Origin of the sequence: Kitasatospora cineracea (assembly GCF_003751605.1) — a bacterium.
Classification (GTDB): Bacteria; Actinomycetota; Actinomycetes; order Streptomycetales; family Streptomycetaceae; genus Kitasatospora; species Kitasatospora cineracea.
Map to the genome: position 1 here is coordinate 1,355,227 of NZ_RJVJ01000001.1, position 17,260 is coordinate 1,372,486.

Sequence of the window (17,260 nt, forward strand, 5' to 3'; positions counted from 1 at the left end):
GGGAAGAGGGTTCGGGACGTCCGTCAGCCGTCGGCGAGGTGGTCGCGGGCACGCTTCATCGCGTCGGAGAGCAGCGCCTTGTCCGGGTCGCCCTGCACCTCGACGGTGACCTCGTAGACCACGTCGCCGACCACGCCGATGCCGACCAGCTCACCGGTGTACGCCTGCTGCTCGGGCTTGAAGACGTAGCCCTTGGCGTTCGGGACGCCGTCGATGGCGAACGAGGACCGGTCGAAGCTGGTGTTGTCGGCGAAGCCCTGCGCCCGGTCGGTCCGGCCGAAGCGGCGCAGGTCGGTCCGCACCTCGGTCTTCCCGTCCCGGGTGCGGTAGGTGCGGGTGGCCGCGTCCTTGAAGCCCCAGGAGTCGAGGATCCCCTTCAGGTCGACGCTCTTGCTGTACCGCGCCTGGAGGTCGTCCATGCTCATCATCGCGCCGTCCGGGGAGCCGTACGGGTCGGCGTCGTCGGGCACCGGCAGCAGGAAGTACCGCAGGTCACCGCTGTGCTTGCCGCCCGAGACACTGCCCTGCAGGGTGCTGGACGGGCGCGGGGCCACCGTCGGGGTCGGGGTCGGGCTCGGCGCGGGCGGCGGGGTCGGCGTCGGGCTGGCGCTGGGACTCGGGCCGGCGCTGGAACCGGGACCGGCCGACGGGGGCGCGGCGGCCGCCGCGGGGTGCGCGGGGCGGTCGGGGCGGCCCACCGCGACGGTGACGGCCGCGCTGGCCGCGGTCACCGCGAGCAGCCCGGCCACCGACAGCCCGACGCCGACCGCCCTGGGCAGGCGGCGCGTCGGCCCGGGCTGCGACTGCGACTGCGGCTGCGGCTCGGGCGGGGCGGTCGGAGCCGGGACCGGGGCCGGGGTTGGCTCCGGGGCCGGGGTTGGCTCCGGGTCGGCGGGCGGTTCGGGCACGGACAAGGGTCTCCCCCCAGGGTTCACATGGCTGCCCGCGCAGCGGAACGGGCCGTCCCCCCGGTCGGCCCGAACGCGTTCGTCATCGCGCGGTGCACGAATTATGTGAGACCCGTGTGGCCGTCAACAACACGGTTCCGCCGACCAATCGCCGTAATCCACGGCCAATCGGACAGCCCGTGACTGAACCGCAATCAGGTCGGGTTCACTGCCCGGTCGGACCCTCCTCGGAGTCCGGTGCGGCGGTCGGTCCGGCCGCGGAATCGGCGGCCGGAGCGGCGGTCGGCGCGGCGGCCGGAGCGGCGGGCTCGGCCGGGGCCGTGGGCTGGGCCGGGACGGGCGCGGACGGTGCGGCGGGCTGCTGCCCGTACGGCGCGGGCGGTGCGGGCTGCGCGGACTGCTGCGCGTAGCCGTAGGCCTCGGCGAAGTGGATGCCGGCCGCCTCGGCCAGCGCGATGTCCAGGCGCTCGTTGCGGATCCGGCGGTCGATGTAGAGGACGCCGTTGACCAGCGGGACCAGCGGGCCGGTGGCCAGCATGCCCAGCAGCATGACGAGCGAGTAGCCGACCAGCAGGAAGGTCATCGTGCCGTCGCCGAACTCGACCCGGGAGGAGTCGCTCTCCAGGTCCATCGAGGTGAGCGGCACCGCCACGGACAGGATCATCGTGAGCGGGTAGCTGATCACCCCGACCGCGATCCGGCCGATGAGGGTGACCAGCGCGGTGAGGCCGAAGCTGCGCCACCAGTTGCCCCGGTTGAGCTGCCAGGCCCGGCCGATCGCCGCCCTCGCGGTGCTGTCCTCCAGCACCAGCACCGGGACCTGCGGGGCCAACCGCACCACTACGTAGAAGCCGCCGAGCCCGACGACCGCGCTCAGCAGGAACATCAGCAGGAACACCGCCGGGCTGCCGGTGGCGACGCCGAGCAGCACCACCAGGCCCACCAGCAGCACGTTCAGCACCAGCAGCGGCCCGTACAGCAGCGCCATCGAGGCGACGGACGCCCCGATCCGCTGCCGGGCCTCCTTCCAGGCCTGACCGGCCGTCATCCGGCGGCCGAGGGTCGCGGCCCGCAGCACCACCGTGGCCAGCGGCCCGGCCACCACGTACTGCACGATCCCCAGCAGCAGGAACAGCCCGAAGATCACCATCAACGGCCAGAACAGGGCCCACAGCTGATCCCCGGTGGGCTCGTCGGGGGCCTGCGGAAGTGCCTCGAACGCGTCCCGGAGCCGGCCCGCCAGCAGCACCGACACCACCACCATCGGCACCGCCAGGACGCCCGTCACCACCGCGAGCGGCAGGTAGAGCGCGCCGGAGTAGCGCCGCACGGTGTCGAAGACGGCGCTGAACATCTCACCGAACGCGAGCGGCCGCAGCGGCAGCACCCCGGGCTTCGGCGCGACCGGCACGGCCCCCAGGGGCCCTGCCCCCACCCGCCGCCGCCGTTCCACCCGGGCCGTCCGTACCCCGGCCAGCCCCCCTGCCCGGGAGCACCCTGCCCGTACGGCTGCCCACCGCCCTGCTGCTGACCCGAACCGCCGCCGTCCCCGCTCATCCGCACCCCTCCAAAAGGCCTCCGGTCCCGTCGTTCGGGCTCCGCCGTCGAGCCTAGGGCCCGGTTCGGACCACCACCGAGGCACCCCACTGATCGGGCCGTTGACGGCCGTTCCGCGCGACGGGGTCGGTGGCGGGCGTTCCCCCGTCTCCCGTCCCCCGTCCCCCGTCCCCCGTCCCCCGTCAGTGGCGGGCGTCCCCTGCGGTGATGCGTTCCCCGGTCAGTGGTGTGCGCGTCGCCGGCGGTGATGCGCGCCCCGGTCAGTGGTGTGCGCGTCGCCGGCGGTGATGCGCGCCCCGGTCAGTGGTGTGCGCGTCGCCGGCGGTGCGTGCCCCGTCGACGGTGGAGGGCCACCAGGGTCAGCAGGCCGCCGGACACCAGGGCGAGGCCGCCGCCCAGCGTCGGGGTCAGGTCGTCCGCGCCGGTGCTGGCCAGCGTGCCGTCGTCGCCGCCACCGGGGCGGAGCGCGGCCGGGGCGGCCGTCGTCGCGGACGGGGAGCCGGCCGGGGCCGGGGTGGCCGTGACGGTCACGGTCGCGGCGGCGACGGTCGGGGCCGGGTGCTCCGGGACGGTGGGCGTCGGGGTGGCCGTCGGGTCCGGGGTGGCCCCCGGTTCGGTGGGCGTCACCGTCGGGGAGGCGGTCGGCGCGGGGGCGGTGCCCAGGAAGGCGAACGTCCCGTGCGCCTCCGGGTTGCCGGCGCCCCAGGTGAGGACCTGGTACTCGGCCCGGACGTCCACCTTCCAGCTCACCAGCTCCGGCTGCGCGGCCAGGGTGTAGGAGACGGTGCTGTCCCCGGCGGGGAGGTCGCACCAGATGATCGTGGTCGGCGAGTTGAGCTCGCTCGTCACGTGCCGGCAGGAGCCCGCGGGGGCCGCCGCCGCATCGGCCACCTTCACCCCGACCGACGCCGGGAAGGAGGGCCAGCTCGGCTGCCCCGCGGCACTGCCGAAGAAGAGCTGGAGCTTGCCCGGGTCCACCGCGTGGACCTGCACCTGCTGGGTGACGGTCCCGCCGGCCGGCAGGTCCGGGGTGGTCAGCCGGAGCGTGTTCCGGGCCACGTGGTCCGGCGTCTCCACGGTGATCCTCGCGGCCTGCACGCCCGTCGGCCCGTCGGCCGGACTGCTGCCCGAGGTCTTCACGCCGGCCACCGCGTCCGCGACGCTCCCGCCCCGCGGCACGAAGACCGCACCGTAGTAGGCGACCGTCCCGTCCTTCGCCGCGTCGGACGCGCCGATCAGCGGCGAGGAGTAGATGTTCGGCGGAGTGGAGTCGCAGCTGTACACGCCGGCCACACCCGCCACCGCCGCGCAGGCCGAACTCCCGGACCCGGCGCCCACCTTGACGCTCAACCCCGCCGGAAGCTCCAGCGCAGCACCGGCATCGGTCAGCGGCTTCGCACTCACCGCGAACACCCACGTGCCGTCCGCGATCCCGTACACGCCCCCGCCGGGAGCCAGCGGCCGCTCCGACTCCCCCGGCTGGATCACCAGGTCCCTCAACTGGAACGTCACCGGCTGCGCCTCCGCCCGGGCCCCCGCGGCGAAGGCGAACGCCCCGGCCCCGACGGCCGCGACCGCGATCCCGGCACTCAGAACGCGACGTGGAGCACCCGTGGCAGTGCGCATCTGTGTCTTCCTCGAAGTCGAATGGCCGCGGCTCGACCGCGACGACGGCGCGAGGTCCCCCCTGCGCGCGGCTGTAGCGTAGTCCAAAGCCCGAACCAATCGTGAACGGAATTCCCTTCCGTCCCAAGGCCGCTGGCCTGCCCACCCCCACCCGCCACCACCCGCCGCCAGGCCCGGTTCCGGCAGCGCCTCCGGGCCGGGAGAACTGCCACCGGGGCTCTACCGGCGGCTGCGGAAGAGGCGCCCCGAGCGCCGAGGATCCGCCCGTGCGCGACTTCCTCCACCGGAGAAAACGATGTCAGCCTCTCCCGAGGATTCGAGCCACCGCCGGTTCGGGGCCCGGGCGGCGGGCCGGATCTCCTTCCGTTTCACCTGCCGGCCCGACCAGGAGCCCGAGAGCGGCTTCGACATGGGCGACATGGAGATCGGGGGAGACCTGGGCGGCACCACCTCGGCCGGGCGTTCACCGGACCAGGGGATGATGATCTTCCTGTCCCTCGTGCTGTTGCTCGACGGCCTGGTGCGTCTGGAGACCCGGCACCACGGCTTCTTCTCGTTCGTGGCGGTCGACTCCTCGTGCTGCGGGACCGGTCGAACCGGCGGAACCGGGACGGCGGTGACGCTGGTGACGCTGGTGGCACCGGTCGAGCCTCGTTCGCCCTTCGCAGTCCGACCTGCGAGGACGTGGCAAGCGAGCGGGCATGGACGGTCAGATCGACTCGACCGCGATGCGCGGGTGGCAGAGCCTACGCAGGTCGTCCGGGTCACTCGTGACCACGGTGACGTCGCCGCGTTCGAGGTGGGCCGTGGCCGCGAGCATCGCGTCGACGGCGTACTCGTGGCCGTGCAGCCCTTCGGCCGCGAGAAGCCTGCTCGCGGCGCGTGCGATCTCCTCCGTGACGGGACGCACCTTGGTCAGCGAGACGGCGTGGTCGAACGCGGCCTGCGGCACTTTCGGGTCGCGGGCCTCGACCAGGGTCGCCGCGCCGGTGACGACCAGCAGATCGAGGGTGCGGGCGACATCCAGCCAGACCGTCATGTCACGGTGGCGCCGGGAGAGCTTGGAGAGCGCCTCGCTGTCGAGAACGAGCGTTCCGGTCACGCGGCGTCCGCCGGAACCGAGTCGCCACGGTGGGCGGCGTGGTGGGCGCGGATGCGCTCCGCCCTGGCCGCCACCTCGGCCGGGTCGACCGGGCCGTGCTCGGCCTCAGCTGCAGCGATGTACTCATCGAGGGCCTCGCGCTGGAGTTGCCGCTGCACGGCCTCCTCGATGTAGGAGGAGACGCCTTGCTTCCCGGCACGTGCGCGGATCGCCTCCAAGGTCTCGGCACGCAGGGAGACACTCGTGACACGGGTCTTGCCGGGGCGGGGCGCATCCATGGGAAAAGTGTAATACACCACCTGTGAAGGTGGCCGCTTCGTCGCCCCCGGTCCTGAACTCGGGCCTCGGTGATCACGGCCGCGATCCATGTCGTGCCCTCGGGAACTGCCGCCCGCCCGCGGCGAGTTCGCCGAGGCGCTCGCCGATCACGGAAACGCCGGGCCTGGGCTCCTGCGCGTAGTACCAGGGCTTGCGTCCGCGCAGCAGTTCCCCACCGTGCTCGGCCCAGGTGAATCCGGGCTTGCGCAGCAGCCTCCGGAAGACCGTGTCGGCCGTCTCCGGGTGGGCAGCCGCCCGCCCCGTGCGCGGCCGGGGTGTGCGGGCAGTGGCGGCCTCCTGCCGGCGTCGGTAGTGGGCGTTGAGAAGGTCCTCGGCTGCGGCGGCGGGGAGGATCCGGTTGGGGACGCTGGTGACGTCGGTCAAGCCTCGTTCACCCATCACGGTCTGACCTGCGAAGACGCGGCAGGTCGTCGGGCAGGGCGCTCGGATCGGCTCGGCCGCCACCCGCGGGGGGCAGAGTCGGCGGGGATCGTCGGTGTCGCTCGTGACCACGGTGACGTCGCCTCGCCCGAGGTGGGCCGTGGCCGCGAGCATCGCGTCGACGGCGCACTCGTGGCCGTGCAGCCCCTCGGCCGCAAGAATCCTGCTCGCGGCGCGTGCGACCTCCTCCGTGACGGGACGCACCTTGGCCAGCGAGACGGCGTGGTCGAAGCTCAAGCAGTTCGACGCTCAAGCAGTTCGACCGGCTCGCCGGGCGGGGCCTCGGCCCCGGAGACCGGCTGGCCCGGGCCCGCATCCGACCGCGACCGGCGCCCCGCCGGGAGGGGCGGGGCCGCCGGTCGCGGTCGAAGCACCGGAGAGGTCAGGCGGAGTGCTCTTCGGTGCTGTGGGAGTCGGTGAGGGTGAGCGCGCCGAATGCGGTGACGAGGCCGACGACGGCGGCGAGGACGGCGTAGGTGATGCGTTCGCCGTGGAAGAAGGAGTGGACGAGGGTGTTGCTCCAGGTGCCGGCGGGGAGCTGGGTGGTGACCAGGGCGGCGATCAGGGTGCCGACGACGGCGGTGCCGACGCTGCTGCCGACCTCCTGGGCGGTGTCGTTGAGGGCGGTGCCGATCGAGGTGCGGTTCTCGGGCATCTTCTCGACCAGGGCGATGGCGCAGATGGTCATCACGGTGCGCAGGCCGATCGTCATCACCACCATGCAGACCGCGATGGCGGCGTAGCCGTGCGAGACGCCCCAGGCGAGGCCGGCCAGGGAGCCGGCCAGGCAGGCGGCGCCGACCAGGCAGGCGATGCGGTGGCCGAAGCGCTTGGCGAGCCATTCGGACAGCGGGGTGGCGGCGAGCATGGTGACGATGATCGGCAGGTTGGCGAGGCCGGCTTTGACGGGGCTCCAGCCGTAGGCGTACTGGAAGTGCAGGATCAGGCCGAACATGACGGCGGCCATGGCGATGGCGGTGCCGATCTGGGCGATGGCGGCGCCGCGGACGGTGCCGTTGGTGAAGAGCTTCAGGTCGAGCATGGGTGCGGCGGTACGGCGCTCGTGCCAGACGAACACCACGCCCGCCAGCAGGGCGCCGAGGATCGAGCCGATCGTGGCGGCGGAGGTCCAGCCGTGGTCGACGCCGCTGGTGAGCGCGTAGCAGGCGAGGCCGATGGCGGCGACGCTCAGCACGGCGCCGGGCAGGTCGAGGCGGTCGCGGGTGAGGTCCTCGGGCCGGTCGGCGGGGACGCCCAGGCGCACGCCGACGGCGGCGATCAGCGCGATCGGGGCGTTGACGAGCAGCAGCCACTGCCACTTGACGTGGGCCAGGGCGGTGCCGCCGAGCAGCGGGCCGAGGACGAAGCCGGACATGCCGACGATGATCATCACGGTCATCGCGCGCATCCGCAGCGCCGCGTCGTCGAAGAGCCGGAACACCAGCGAGTTGGTGATCGGCGCCATCGCGGCGGCGGCGACGCCGAGGCCGGCCCGCAGGGCGATCAGCTGCCCGGTGCCGGTGACGAGGGCCACGCCCAGGCTGAGCAGGCCGAACACGGTGAGACCGACCAGCAGGACGCGGCGGCGGCCGAGCCGGTCGGCCATCGACCCGGCGGTCAGCAGCAGACCGCCGAAGGTCAGCGAGTACGCACCGGTGACCCACTGGAGCGCGGTGGTGCCGCTGCCGAGGTCGCGGCCGATGGTGGGCAGGGCGATGGACAGCAGCGTGTTGTCGACCATCTCGACGAAGAAGGCCAGGCAGAGCGCGGCCATCGGGATCCATGCCGCGCGCAGCGACGGATAGGTGCGCGGCGCCGCTGCTGGAGCGACGGCGGTGGTTTCGGTGCCGGTCATGGCGGCCTCCTCTCGGGACGGGTGTCAGGGCGGGTGTCGGGGTGGGCGTCGCGGTGGGCGTCGCGGTGGGCGTCGCGGTGCATCGATGCCGTCCGCACTGCCGCCGTGGCGCTGCCGCCCGTCTCCTCAGAGCGTGCGGGAGCGCGCCGACAGGCCGCTGTCATCCCACTGACAGCCCGCCGACAGCGGGGGCGGGCGGCCACCAGGGGCTCCATCCGCTCCCCCGCCGCGTCCGTCAACTCACCTCGACCTGCCACAGGATCAATGACCAGGCACGCCTTGGGGGCATGCGGGTCCGCTCGGCGTCAGATCGCGACGAGTCGGATCCGGGAGCCGCGGAGTTTCGCCATGCCGTCGACGTCCGAGGTGAGTACGGCCACCGGTCCCGGCCTGCTACTGACGGAGATCCTCGGCGAGCAACTGCAGCCTGAGCTGTCGTGCGACGGCTTCCGCCCCATAGCCGGACACGTTGTCCGTGAGCTTCTTGAGTTCGGCCATCTGCTCCGTCGGCAGAGTGACCGTGATGCGCGTAGTCGCTGCCACACAGCAAACATGCTGCGGTATCCACGCGGCTCGCGGGTGTTCGACGGCGGCGGAGCGAATCCGGCTCGGGACGCTGGTGACCTCGGTCAATCCTCGTTCACCCATCACGGCCTGAGCTGCGGAAACGCGGATCACGAATGCCCTGTTCTGCCCTCGAATCAGATGGCGATGAGCCGGACCCGATCACCGCAGAGCTTGGCCATGTCGTCGATGTCCGAGGTCAACATGGCCACCGGGCCTGGCTGACGGAGTGCCATCTCGGCGACGGTGGCGACGGTGGCGTCGATGGCGTACTTGTGACCGTGCAGACCCGCCTGCTTGAGGAGCGCCGCGGAGGCTCTGGCCGCGTGCTCGGTCACGGGCTCGATCCTGACCTGCGAGAGCACCCAGTTCAGCCGGGCGGTGTTCGCTCTGGCGTGCGAGATCTCCACGATGGTGTTGGCGCCGATGACCAGGCCGGCCCCTATCGAGTGGAATGCCTTGATCATCGCAAGCAGCTCCCGGTCCTGCGAGATCCAGGCGGACATTCCCTGGGAGTCCAGCACCACGGTCTCGATCCGCACGCTCACGCGGCGGCCGCTCCGCTGCCCGGCTCGGACGAACCGAGGATCCTCGCGTGCGCGGCGGCGAGCTCCTCTTCCGTGAACGCGCCGTGCTCTTCCTCGTACTGACGGAGTTCTTCCGCGACCAGTTGATGCCTGATCTGCCGGGCCACCGCTTCCGCGACGTAGCCGGAGACGTTGTCGGTGAGCTTCTTCAGCTCGGCCACCTGCTCCGTGGGCAGGGTGACCGTGATGCGCGTGGTAGCCGCCATGAAGCAAGCATACCGCCGGTATGCACATTCCGGCCGGTCTTCGGCGGCATAGGGTCAGGCCATGCGACTGAGCACGGTGATCCTCCCCGTCCACCGGTGGGCCGAGGGGCAGAAGGTCTGGCGGCGGGCCGAGGAACTCGGCTTCCACGCGGCCTACACGTACGACCACCTGAGCTGGCGGTCCTTCCGGGACGAGCCCTGGTTCGGGTCGGTGCCGACGTTGACGGCGGCGGCGACGGCGACCGAGCGGATCCGGTTGGGGACGCTGGTGACCTCGCCGAACTTCCGGCATCCGGTGACGTTGGCGAAGGAGCTGATCACGCTGGACGACGTGTCGGGCGGGCGGTTGACGTTGGGGATCGGGGCCGGTGGGGCCGGGTTCGATGCGACGGCGCTGGGGCAGGAGGCGTGGTCGGGGCGGGAGCGGGCGGCGCGGTTCGGGGAGTTCGTGGGGCTGTTGGACGAGTTGCTGCGCAACGACGCGGTGACCCGGGAGGGGGTGTACTACTCGGCGGTGGAGGCGCGGAACGTGCCGGGGTGCGTGCAGGTGCCGCGGGTGCCGTTCTACGTGGCGGCGACCGGGCCGAAGGGGCTGCGGCTGGCGGCGGAGCAGGGGCAGGGCTGGGTGACGTACGGGGACCCGCGCGGGCCGGCGGACGTGCCGGTGCAGCAGGCGCCGGAGGTGATCGCCCGGCAGGTCGGGCAGCTGGCGGCCGCGTGCGAGGCGGCGGGGCGGGACGTCGGCGAGTTGGAGAAGGTGCTGCTGCAGGGGTCGACGGCGGAGCGGCCGCTGGAGTCGGTGGGCGCGTTCGTCGACTGGGCCGGGACGTACCGCGAGCTGGGGATCACCGAGCTGGTGGTGCACTGGCCGGTGCCGGACTCGGTCTTCGCCGGCGACCTTGCGGTCTTCGAGCGGATCGCCACCGAGGGCCTCGCGCAGCTGGGTTGAGGACGGGCGCGGGGCGGGTGGATCGTCCGGGCGCGTTCTCCGGGAGTCCACGCCGCCGATCCCGGGTGTTGGCCGGCCGCTGGCACGCTCGCGGACCACAACAAGCCGTTCGCAGGGAGTGTCATGCGTTTCCGAGTCCCGTCCGCCGCGCCGCTGCTGGCGGTCGGCGCGGCCCTGGCCACCGTTGCCGCCACCGCCCCGACCGCGTTCGCCGCGCCCGGTGCGCCGGGTGAGCGGCCGTCGTTCTGCGGCCACGACAACCGCCGGACGCCGTTCGCCCCGTACCTGTGCGCCCGGCCGGGCCAGCTGCTGGACGTCCGGATCGGCGACGTGCACCCGACCCAGCCGTCGCTCGGCTACGACGAGGTGTACTACAAGCTCGGCCGGTACACGCTGGGCAAGGACGCGGTCAACAAGAAGTTCAGCGACTGGTGCGAGGCCGACGGCCGGATCGAGGCGGTCGCGGTGCAGCCGAACGCCCGCCTGGACGACCCGTCCTCGTTCACCTGCACGCTGCCGGTGGGCGGCGAGACCGCGGACAGCACCGCCGCGATGAAGACCGTGGTGATCGGCCCCGGCGGCGAGCCGTTCCTGACGGACGGCCACCACACCCTGACCTCGTTCTACGAGACCCCGGACGGCGGCGCGGACCTGCACGTGCGGCTGCGGGTGCTGGCCAACCTGAGCACCCTGACCCAGAAGGACTTCTGGGCGCGGATGCAGGCCAACAAGTGGGTGTACCTGAGCGACCCCGAGGGGCGCCCGGTCAAGACCAACAAGCTGCCGACCTCGGTCGGGCTGGCGAACTTCCAGGACGACAAGTACCGCAGCCTGCTCTACTTCGGCCGCGACATCGGCTACACCCAGAACTCGGTGCCGTTCCAGGAGTTCTACTGGGGCAGCTGGATCCGCGACGCCGCCCCGGTCGACCTGACCGCCTGGAACCGGAACGACCTGACCGGATACCTGGCCGCGGTCAAGGGCACCACCGAGGCGATGGTCGCGCTGCCGAAGACCGCCCCGGTGAACAACGGCTTCACCGCGGCGGACCTGGGCGCGCTGGACCAGTGGAACGCCGGGAAGGCCGCCGGCAAGGGCGAGTTCGACAAGCTGAGCAAGCCGTACACGGACGCCAAGCCGGGCAAGCTGGCCTACGCGCTGGAGTACAAGAAGGTCAACGGCCTCGGCTGAGAAGGTAGTTGACGGCCCGGCGGCACCCCGTCCCGAGCGGGGGCCGCCGGGCCGTCGGCTTTCGGCCGGGGTGCCGCCCGCCGCCCGCGGCCACGCCTGTTCGATACGGGGCGGGGGTATGCTGAGCGGGATGACGGAGCGGACGGGACGGGCTACGGACCCGGCAGCGGCCGGGCGGGCGGCCGCCCGGTGGGCGGTGCTGTGCGCGCTGCTGCTCGGGCTGTTCCTGATGCACGGCAGCCCGGCGAGCGCCACCGGCTGCCACCCGGCGCCGTCCGCGCCGCCGTCCGCGCCCCCGCCGCTGCCGCTGCCGCTGCCGCCCGCGTCCGCTTCGCCGCCCGCGTCACACGCGGCGACCGGGCACACCCGGCCCGGGGAGGGTCGGCCGAGCGTCAACGCGCCCATGCGGAACGGGAGTTCGGCGGCCGCGTGCGTCTCCACCCAGGCCCGTGACCGGGCGCCGGTGCCCGCGCCGGGCGCGGCCCTTCCGCCGCACCCGCCGCTGCTGCCGCTCACCGGGCCCGGCCCGGTCGGGGCGGAGCGGGGCGGGCGGGCGCCGCCGGACGGCGGGCGGGAGTTGCTGATCCGGGTCTGCGTCGCCCGCAGGTGAGGGCGCCACCCGGCCGGTTCCGTGCAGGCGGACGGCCGGGCGCCGCGTCCTGTCCGCGACCGCGCACCCGCGCGCGCACCCATGGAGCGAACCCCCGATGACCCGTACCACCCCGACCCGCCGCACCCTGCTCGCCGCCGCCGCGGCCACCGTCCTCGCCCTGGGCCTGGCCGCCTGCGGCAGCGACGGCACGGGCGGCACGGGCGGCATGGACCACGCCGCCTCCCCGTCCGCCACCGCCACCGGCACCGGCTCCGCGGCCGGGCACGACATGGCCGGGATGAGCCACGGCCCGGACGGCGGCACGAGCGGCACGAGCGGCATGGACGGCACGAGCGGCATGCCCGGCACCGGCGGGGCGGCCGCCGACGGCCTGGCCGCCGAGCAGGGCGGCTACCGGCTGGACGGCGCGCTGTCCGGCAGCGAGTACCGGTTCACCGTGACCGGCCCGGACGGCAGGGCGCTGACCTCGTACCGGCCGGAGCAGACCAAGGAGATGCACTTCTACGCGATCCGCTCCGACCTGTCCGGCTTCCGGCACCTGCACCCGGTGATGTCCCCGGACGGCACCTGGACCGCCCCGCTGGCCGACCTGCAGCCCGGAGACTGGCGGATGTACGCCTCGTTCGTACCGGGCGCGGGCAGCGGCGCGGGCACCGGCCTGGTGCTCAGCCGCACCGCGGCGGTGCCCGGGCAGGCCGCGCCGGTGCCGCTGCCGGCCGCCGCCGCGAGCACCACCGCGGACGGCTACACGGTGACCGTGGCGGGCACCCCGGAGGCCGGGGCGGCCGGGGAGCTGACCGTCACCGTCAGCAAGGACGGGCGGCCGGTCACCGACCTGCAGCCGTACCTGGAGACGTACGCGCACCTGACCGCCTTCCACGCCGGCGACCGGGCGTTCGCGCACCTGCACCCGCAGGCGAAGGCCGCCGAGGGCACGGGCGGCGGGCCGACCCTGGCGTTCCACGCCGAGCTGCCGAAGGCCGGCGACTGGCGGCTGTTCCTGCAGTTCCAGACCGGCGGCACGCTGCACACCGCGGCGCTCACCCTGAACGTCGCGGCCTGACCCGCCCCCCGGCCGGACCCGCCCGCCCGGCGGGTCCGGCCGCACTCCCCGCAGCCTCCCCGCGCGCTCGCCCGGCACTCGCCCCGCGCTCCGGTGCTTCCCCGCCGACGGGCGGGTCCGGTTGCCGGACGAGTGCGCGAAGATGGACGGATGACCGCCTCCCCGCGCCCCCGCCTGATCGCCACCGACCTCGACGGCACCCTGCTGTGCTCCGGCGGCACGGTGACCTCCCGGACGGCCGCCGCGCTGGCCGCCGCCGAGGCCGCCGGGGTGCAGGTGGTGTTCGTCACCGGGCGGCCGCCGCGCTGGATGCAGCACCTCGGCCCGCACATCGGCGGCCACGGCGTGGCGATCTGCTCCAACGGCGGCGCGGTGGTCGACGTCCGGCGCGGCGAGCTGCTGGAGACCCACCCGCTCGACCCGGCCGGGACGCTCACCGTGGTGGACCTGCTGCGGGCCGAACTGCCCGGCACCGCCTTCGCGTTCGAGTTCCCCGGCGGCTTCGCCCGGGAGCCGGAGTACAACGTGGCGATGTGGGAGTCCGACAAGGAGCACCCGGTCGGCACCGCCGCGGAGCTGTTCGCCGACGGGCGGGTCGACGGCCTGTTCAAGCTGCTCGGCAAGCACCCCGACCTCGGCCCGGACGAGTTCCTGGACCGGGCCCGGGCGGCGGTCGGCCCGCTCGCCGAGGTCACCCGCTCCAGCCCGATACCGCTGATCGAGATCAGCGCCCCCGGCGTCACCAAGGCCAGCAGCCTGGCCCGCTGGTGCGCCCAGCAGGGCATCGGCGCCGACGAGGTGGTCGCCTTCGGCGACATGCCCAACGACCTGGAGATGCTCGCCTGGGCCGGCCGCTCCTACGCCGTCGCCAACGCCCACCCGCTGGTGCTGGCCGCGGTCGCCCACCACACCGTCAGCAACGAGCAGGACGGCGTCGCCGCGGTCATCGAGACCCTGCTCTGACGTCCGCCTGACGCCGGCCGCCGGAACGTCGCCGGCGTCAGATGAACGGCCCGTCCAGGACCTCGTAGCCGATCCGCTCCCCGACGGCGTACTGCTTCGCGTACGCGCCCGGGCGGCCCACCTGCTCCGGCGACCACGCGTCCGGCCCCGGGTCCAGGTCGAGGACGCAGCGTCCGCCGGTGACGTCCAGGTTCAGGCCGTCGGAGAGGACGAAGTAGCTGAACCCGTCGCTGCACGGGAAGAGGTACTCGTGGACGCCGCCGAGCGTGAGCCGGACGAGCCGCCACACGTCGCCCCGGTCCGTGTCCACGGCCTGGATGTCGAACGCGGCCTCCCGCCCGGTGATCGGGCCGCGGGGCAGGTGCAGCCGGATGCCGGTGATCACCCCGTCCTCGAAGTGCCCGAACCGGGCCAGGAACGCGGCGCTGTTCTCCGCCGTGAGTGGTGTGATGCCCATCGTGCCTTCCGTCCGCCGCTTCCGGGAGTTACGGCCAGTGTCCCGGAAGCGGCGGCCCGCTACGGGGTTCAGGAGCAGGTCAGCAGGCCGGTCATCGTCTCGGCGGCCCGGACCGCGGCGTCGCCGCAGCAGTTGTTGAACAGGACGTGGACCTCCCGGGCCCGGTCGGCCATCGTCCGGATCCGCTCGACCCAGGGGGTCAGCTCCCCGGGGGTGTAGTCGTGGCGGAAGCGGTCCTCCTTCGAGCCGGTGCCCCAGGCCGGGCTGCGGCCGTGGAGGCGGACCACCGCGAGGCGCGGGGAGGTGACCGGGGCGACCGGGGGGACGGAGGTGGGCAGGTTCTGGGCGGTGTCCACGGCCACCGCGGCCGCGTCCAGCTCGGTCAGCAGGGCGCGGGTGTCGGCGGCGAGGTCGGGGCGCCACCAGTCGGGGTGGCGGAACTCCACCGCCAGCGGCCAGCCCGCGGTGCGCTCCCGGCAGGCCCGCAGCACCGCCCGGGCGGGGGCTCCCGGAGCCAGTCGCGGCGGGAACTGGAAGAGCAGGGTGCCGAGGCGGTCGGCCGCGCGCAGGGGTTCGAGGGCGCCGCTGAACCGGGCCCACGCCTCGTCCAGCAGCCCGGGGTCGTCCCGGCGGGCCGTCCGCAGGTCGGCGGGGAGCGCGGCGGTCCGGGTGGGGTGGCCGGTGAGCAGCGAGAACGCCTTCACGTCGAAGCGGAACCCGGCGGGCGTGCGCTCGGCCCACAGGGTGCTGTTGCGGGTGCTGGGCAGCGCGTAGTAGGTGGCGTCGACCTCGACGACCGGGAACCTCGACGCGTAGTGGCGCAGCCTGCCCTCGGCGTCCCGGTGGCCGGCCGGGTACCAGCCGCCGGCCACCAGCTCCTTGTCCGTCCAGGAGCACGCACCGACCCTGATCTCTCCCATGCGAACGCGCCTTCCCCGTCCCGGCCCGGCGTAACGGCCGGGACGCCGTCGTCAGAGCCGGGCGGTCCAGCGGACCCGGGTGCCCTTGCCGTGCGGTCCGGCCTCGTGCCAGGCGTCGCCGCCGAGCGCCTCGGCGCGGCGGGTGAGGTTGCGCAGGCCGGAGCGGCGGCCGCCGTCGGGGATGCCGACGCCGTCGTCGGTGACGGTGAGCAGGACGCCGGGCGGGCCGGTGCGGGTGGGGGACGGGGAGAGCGGGCGGCCGTCCTCGCCGAGGTGGACGGTGGCGTCGAGTTCGACGGCGACCCGGGAGGCGCGGGCGTGCCGGGCCGTGTTGGAGAGCATCTCGCGCAGCGCGGCCAGCAGTTGGCGGGAGGTCTTCTCGCCGACCAGGCTCTCCACCGGGCCGGTGAAGGTGACGGCGGGCTTGAAGCCGAGCGCCGCCGCGGCCTGGCTGCCCTCGCGCAGCACCCGGGTGCGCAGGGTGTCCGGCCGGTCGTCGGTGTCGCCGTGCTGGAGGGCGTAGATGGTGGTGCGGACCTCCTGGATGGTGGCGTCCAGCTCGTCGACGGCCCGGCCGATCCGCTCCTGCACCTCGGGGACGACGGCCCGGCGGGCGGCGGACTCCAGCATCATGCCGGTGGCGAACAGCCGCTGGATGACCAGGTCGTGCAGGTCGCGGGCGATCCGGTCGCGGTCCTGGAAGACCGCCAGCCGCTGCTGGTTGCGCTGGTACTCGGCCAGCCGCAGGGCCAGCGCCGCCTGCGAGGCGAAGGTCTCGGAGAGCTGCCGCTCGGTGTCGGTGAACGGGGTGGTGCCGGCCTCGCGCCACACGCACAGCGCGCCCAGCACCCGGCCCGCGGAGACCATCGGCACCGCCATCGACGGTCCGAACTCCCGTGCCAGCCGGTCGAACTGGGCGCCGGAGGCGGTCTCGGGCGCGGTCGCCAGGTCGTCCAGGTAGACCGCCTCGCCGGCCAGCAGGCGGGGCGCGAAGCCGTGTTCGGGCAGCAGTTCGCCGGTCAGGTGGTCGGCCCGTTCGCCGGAGGCGTGCGCCACCCGCATCCGGTCCTCGCCGGCCGGCAGCAGGATCATCCCCAGCGCGCCCCCGGCGAGTTCGCGGACCTGCTCGGCGGCCACCGTCAGCGCGATCTGCGCCTCGTCGGTGGACAGCAGCGAGGTGGTGACCGCGGCGGCGCCGGTGATCCAGCGCTCGCGGCGGCGGCCCTGCTCGTACAGCCGGGAGTTCTCGATCGCCACGCCGGCCGCCGCGCCCAGCGCCAGCACCACCTGCTCGTCCTCGGGCGTGAACGAGCCGCCGCCCTTCTTCCCGGTCAGGTACAGGTTGCCGAACACCTCGCCGCGGACCCGGATCGGCACCCCCAGGAAGGACACCATCGGCGGGTGGTGCGGCGGGAAGCCGACCGAGCGCGGGTCGGTGGACAGGTCGGTCAGCCGCAGCGGCCGCGGGTCGTCGATCAGCGCGCCGAGGATGCCCCGGCCGGTCGGCAGGTGGCCGATCTCGGCGGCGGTCGCGCCGTCGATGCCGATGTGGATGAAGTCCGACAGGCCGCTGCCGTTCGGGTTCACCACGCCCATCGCCGCGTAGTCGGCGTCCACCAGCTCGGCGGCGCCGGCCGCGATCCGCTGCAGCGTGGCGTGCGGGTCCAGGCCCGCGCCGACCGACACCACCGCCTCCAGCAGCCGCTGCATCCGGTCGGTGACCGCGGCGGCCGACTGGAGCCGTTCGGAGACCTCGGTGACCAGGGTGTCCAGCCCGAGCGAGGAGATCTCGGGGATGCGCGGCCGACCGCCCGTGGCGGTCGGCTCCTCCGGCGTCTGCATGCCACCAGTGTGCCTGTCTGTCACGGTTTGCCCGCTTTCTCCGGACGGCGACACTCGATCGACGCGGGGCACCGCGTTCCGGCCCGGGCCCAGGCGCG

18 protein-coding genes are annotated in these 17,260 nt (G+C 74.0%); 5 read left to right on the plus strand and 13 right to left on the minus strand.

The genetic code is table 11. The features are described from left to right. Positions 1–23: 23 nt before the first annotated feature. The 10 genes from EDD39_RS06130 to EDD39_RS06185 all read right to left on the minus strand — a co-directional run bounded on the left by EDD39_RS06130 (position 24) and on the right by EDD39_RS06185 (position 9,164). Positions 24–908: a hypothetical protein gene (locus EDD39_RS06130; protein WP_123553808.1), complete on the minus strand. Its 885-nt coding sequence runs from the start codon at positions 906–908 to the stop codon at positions 24–26. Positions 909–1,113: 205 nt separating this feature from the next. Next, entirely contained in the window at positions 1,114–2,319 is a 1,206-nt protein-coding gene (locus tag EDD39_RS06135) for a glycerophosphoryl diester phosphodiesterase membrane domain-containing protein (RefSeq protein WP_123553810.1), read from the minus strand. Positions 2,320–2,765: 446 nt separating this feature from the next. Further along, positions 2,766–4,091, minus strand: coding sequence for a hypothetical protein (locus tag EDD39_RS06140; protein WP_148089395.1), 1,326 nt, complete (start codon positions 4,089–4,091; stop codon positions 2,766–2,768). Positions 4,092–4,800: 709 nt separating this feature from the next. Next, a complete protein-coding gene (locus EDD39_RS06145) occupies positions 4,801–5,193 on the minus strand; it encodes a DNA-binding protein (protein WP_123553814.1) in 393 nt (130 codons plus the stop codon). Then, the gene (locus tag EDD39_RS06150; RefSeq protein ID WP_123560158.1) at positions 5,190–5,471 is read right to left on the minus strand and encodes a hypothetical protein; all 282 of its coding nucleotides are present in this window, start codon (positions 5,469–5,471) and stop codon (positions 5,190–5,192) included. Before EDD39_RS06150 ends, EDD39_RS06145 begins: the two co-directional genes overlap by 4 nt. Positions 5,472–5,544: 73 nt before the next feature. Next, positions 5,545–6,189: a type II toxin-antitoxin system VapC family toxin gene (locus EDD39_RS40655; protein ID WP_244256618.1), complete on the minus strand. Its 645-nt coding sequence runs from the start codon at positions 6,187–6,189 to the stop codon at positions 5,545–5,547. A 145-nt stretch (positions 6,190–6,334) separates the two neighbouring features. After that, a complete protein-coding gene (locus EDD39_RS06165; RefSeq protein WP_123553816.1) occupies positions 6,335–7,807 on the minus strand; it encodes an MFS transporter in 1,473 nt (490 codons plus the stop codon). A 393-nt stretch (positions 7,808–8,200) separates the two neighbouring features. Then, positions 8,201–8,485, minus strand: coding sequence for a hypothetical protein (locus tag EDD39_RS06175; protein ID WP_148089396.1), 285 nt, complete (start codon positions 8,483–8,485; stop codon positions 8,201–8,203). A gap of 23 nt (positions 8,486–8,508) precedes the next feature. Then, the gene (locus tag EDD39_RS06180) at positions 8,509–8,919 is read right to left on the minus strand and encodes a DNA-binding protein (protein ID WP_123553820.1); all 411 of its coding nucleotides are present in this window, start codon (positions 8,917–8,919) and stop codon (positions 8,509–8,511) included. Then, entirely contained in the window at positions 8,916–9,164 is a 249-nt protein-coding gene (locus EDD39_RS06185; protein WP_123553822.1) for a type II toxin-antitoxin system CcdA family antitoxin, read from the minus strand. Before EDD39_RS06185 ends, EDD39_RS06180 begins: the two co-directional genes overlap by 4 nt. A 61-nt stretch (positions 9,165–9,225) precedes the next feature. Between EDD39_RS06185 and EDD39_RS06190 the strand changes: the two genes are divergently transcribed. From EDD39_RS06190 to EDD39_RS06210, 5 genes are all read left to right on the plus strand, one after another. Next, on the plus strand, positions 9,226–10,113 hold the full coding sequence (locus EDD39_RS06190) for an LLM class flavin-dependent oxidoreductase (protein WP_123553824.1): 888 nt from the start codon (positions 9,226–9,228) through the stop codon (positions 10,111–10,113). 123 nt (positions 10,114–10,236) lie between these two features. After that, positions 10,237–11,304, plus strand: a complete 1,068-nt coding sequence (locus EDD39_RS06195; RefSeq protein ID WP_123553826.1) for a ParB/Srx family N-terminal domain-containing protein — start codon at positions 10,237–10,239, stop codon at positions 11,302–11,304. A 130-nt stretch (positions 11,305–11,434) separates the two neighbouring features. Further along, a complete protein-coding gene (locus tag EDD39_RS39350; RefSeq protein ID WP_162869951.1) occupies positions 11,435–11,914 on the plus strand; it encodes a hypothetical protein in 480 nt (159 codons plus the stop codon). Positions 11,915–12,011: 97 nt separating this feature from the next. Then, positions 12,012–12,980 carry a hypothetical protein gene (locus EDD39_RS06205; RefSeq protein ID WP_123553828.1) on the plus strand — a complete coding sequence of 323 codons (969 nt, stop codon included), beginning with the start codon at positions 12,012–12,014 and terminating at the stop codon, positions 12,978–12,980. A 150-nt stretch (positions 12,981–13,130) separates the two neighbouring features. Further along, a complete protein-coding gene (locus tag EDD39_RS06210) occupies positions 13,131–13,943 on the plus strand; it encodes an HAD family hydrolase (RefSeq protein WP_123553830.1) in 813 nt (270 codons plus the stop codon). 37 nt (positions 13,944–13,980) lie between these two features. On the opposite strand, the gene EDD39_RS06215 is transcribed toward EDD39_RS06210, so the two are convergent. The 3 genes from EDD39_RS06215 to EDD39_RS06225 form a co-directional block, all read right to left on the minus strand. Then, a complete protein-coding gene (locus tag EDD39_RS06215) occupies positions 13,981–14,400 on the minus strand; it encodes a hypothetical protein (protein WP_123553832.1) in 420 nt (139 codons plus the stop codon). 68 nt (positions 14,401–14,468) lie between these two features. After that, complete coding sequence (locus EDD39_RS06220) at positions 14,469–15,320, minus strand: DUF72 domain-containing protein (RefSeq protein WP_123553834.1); 852 nt, start codon at positions 15,318–15,320, stop codon at positions 14,469–14,471. A 51-nt stretch (positions 15,321–15,371) separates the two neighbouring features. Then, complete coding sequence (locus EDD39_RS06225) at positions 15,372–17,162, minus strand: sensor histidine kinase (protein WP_123553836.1); 1,791 nt, start codon at positions 17,160–17,162, stop codon at positions 15,372–15,374. Between the last annotated feature and the right edge of the window lie 98 nt (positions 17,163–17,260).

Bases quoted from the DNA above. Each gene is read 5' to 3' on its own strand.
- EDD39_RS06185 (WP_123553822.1), bottom strand. From the start codon at position 9,164: ATGGCGGCTACCACGCGCATCACGGTCACCCTGCCCACGGAGCAGGTG.
- EDD39_RS06165 (WP_123553816.1), bottom strand. From the start codon at position 7,807: ATGACCGGCACCGAAACCACCGCCGTCGCTCCAGCAGCGGCGCCGCGC.
- EDD39_RS06225 (WP_123553836.1), bottom strand. From the start codon at position 17,162: ATGCAGACGCCGGAGGAGCCGACCGCCACGGGCGGTCGGCCGCGCATC.
- EDD39_RS06220 (WP_123553834.1), bottom strand. From the start codon at position 15,320: ATGGGAGAGATCAGGGTCGGTGCGTGCTCCTGGACGGACAAGGAGCTG.
- EDD39_RS06150 (WP_123560158.1), bottom strand. From the start codon at position 5,471: ATGGATGCGCCCCGCCCCGGCAAGACCCGTGTCACGAGTGTCTCCCTG.
- EDD39_RS39350 (WP_162869951.1), top strand. From the start codon at position 11,435: ATGACGGAGCGGACGGGACGGGCTACGGACCCGGCAGCGGCCGGGCGG.
- EDD39_RS06205 (WP_123553828.1), top strand. From the start codon at position 12,012: ATGACCCGTACCACCCCGACCCGCCGCACCCTGCTCGCCGCCGCCGCG.
- EDD39_RS06210 (WP_123553830.1), top strand. From the start codon at position 13,131: ATGACCGCCTCCCCGCGCCCCCGCCTGATCGCCACCGACCTCGACGGC.
- EDD39_RS06190 (WP_123553824.1), top strand. From the start codon at position 9,226: ATGCGACTGAGCACGGTGATCCTCCCCGTCCACCGGTGGGCCGAGGGG.
- EDD39_RS06215 (WP_123553832.1), bottom strand. From the start codon at position 14,400: ATGGGCATCACACCACTCACGGCGGAGAACAGCGCCGCGTTCCTGGCC.
- EDD39_RS06195 (WP_123553826.1), top strand. From the start codon at position 10,237: ATGCGTTTCCGAGTCCCGTCCGCCGCGCCGCTGCTGGCGGTCGGCGCG.
- EDD39_RS06140 (WP_148089395.1), bottom strand. From the start codon at position 4,091: ATGCGCACTGCCACGGGTGCTCCACGTCGCGTTCTGAGTGCCGGGATC.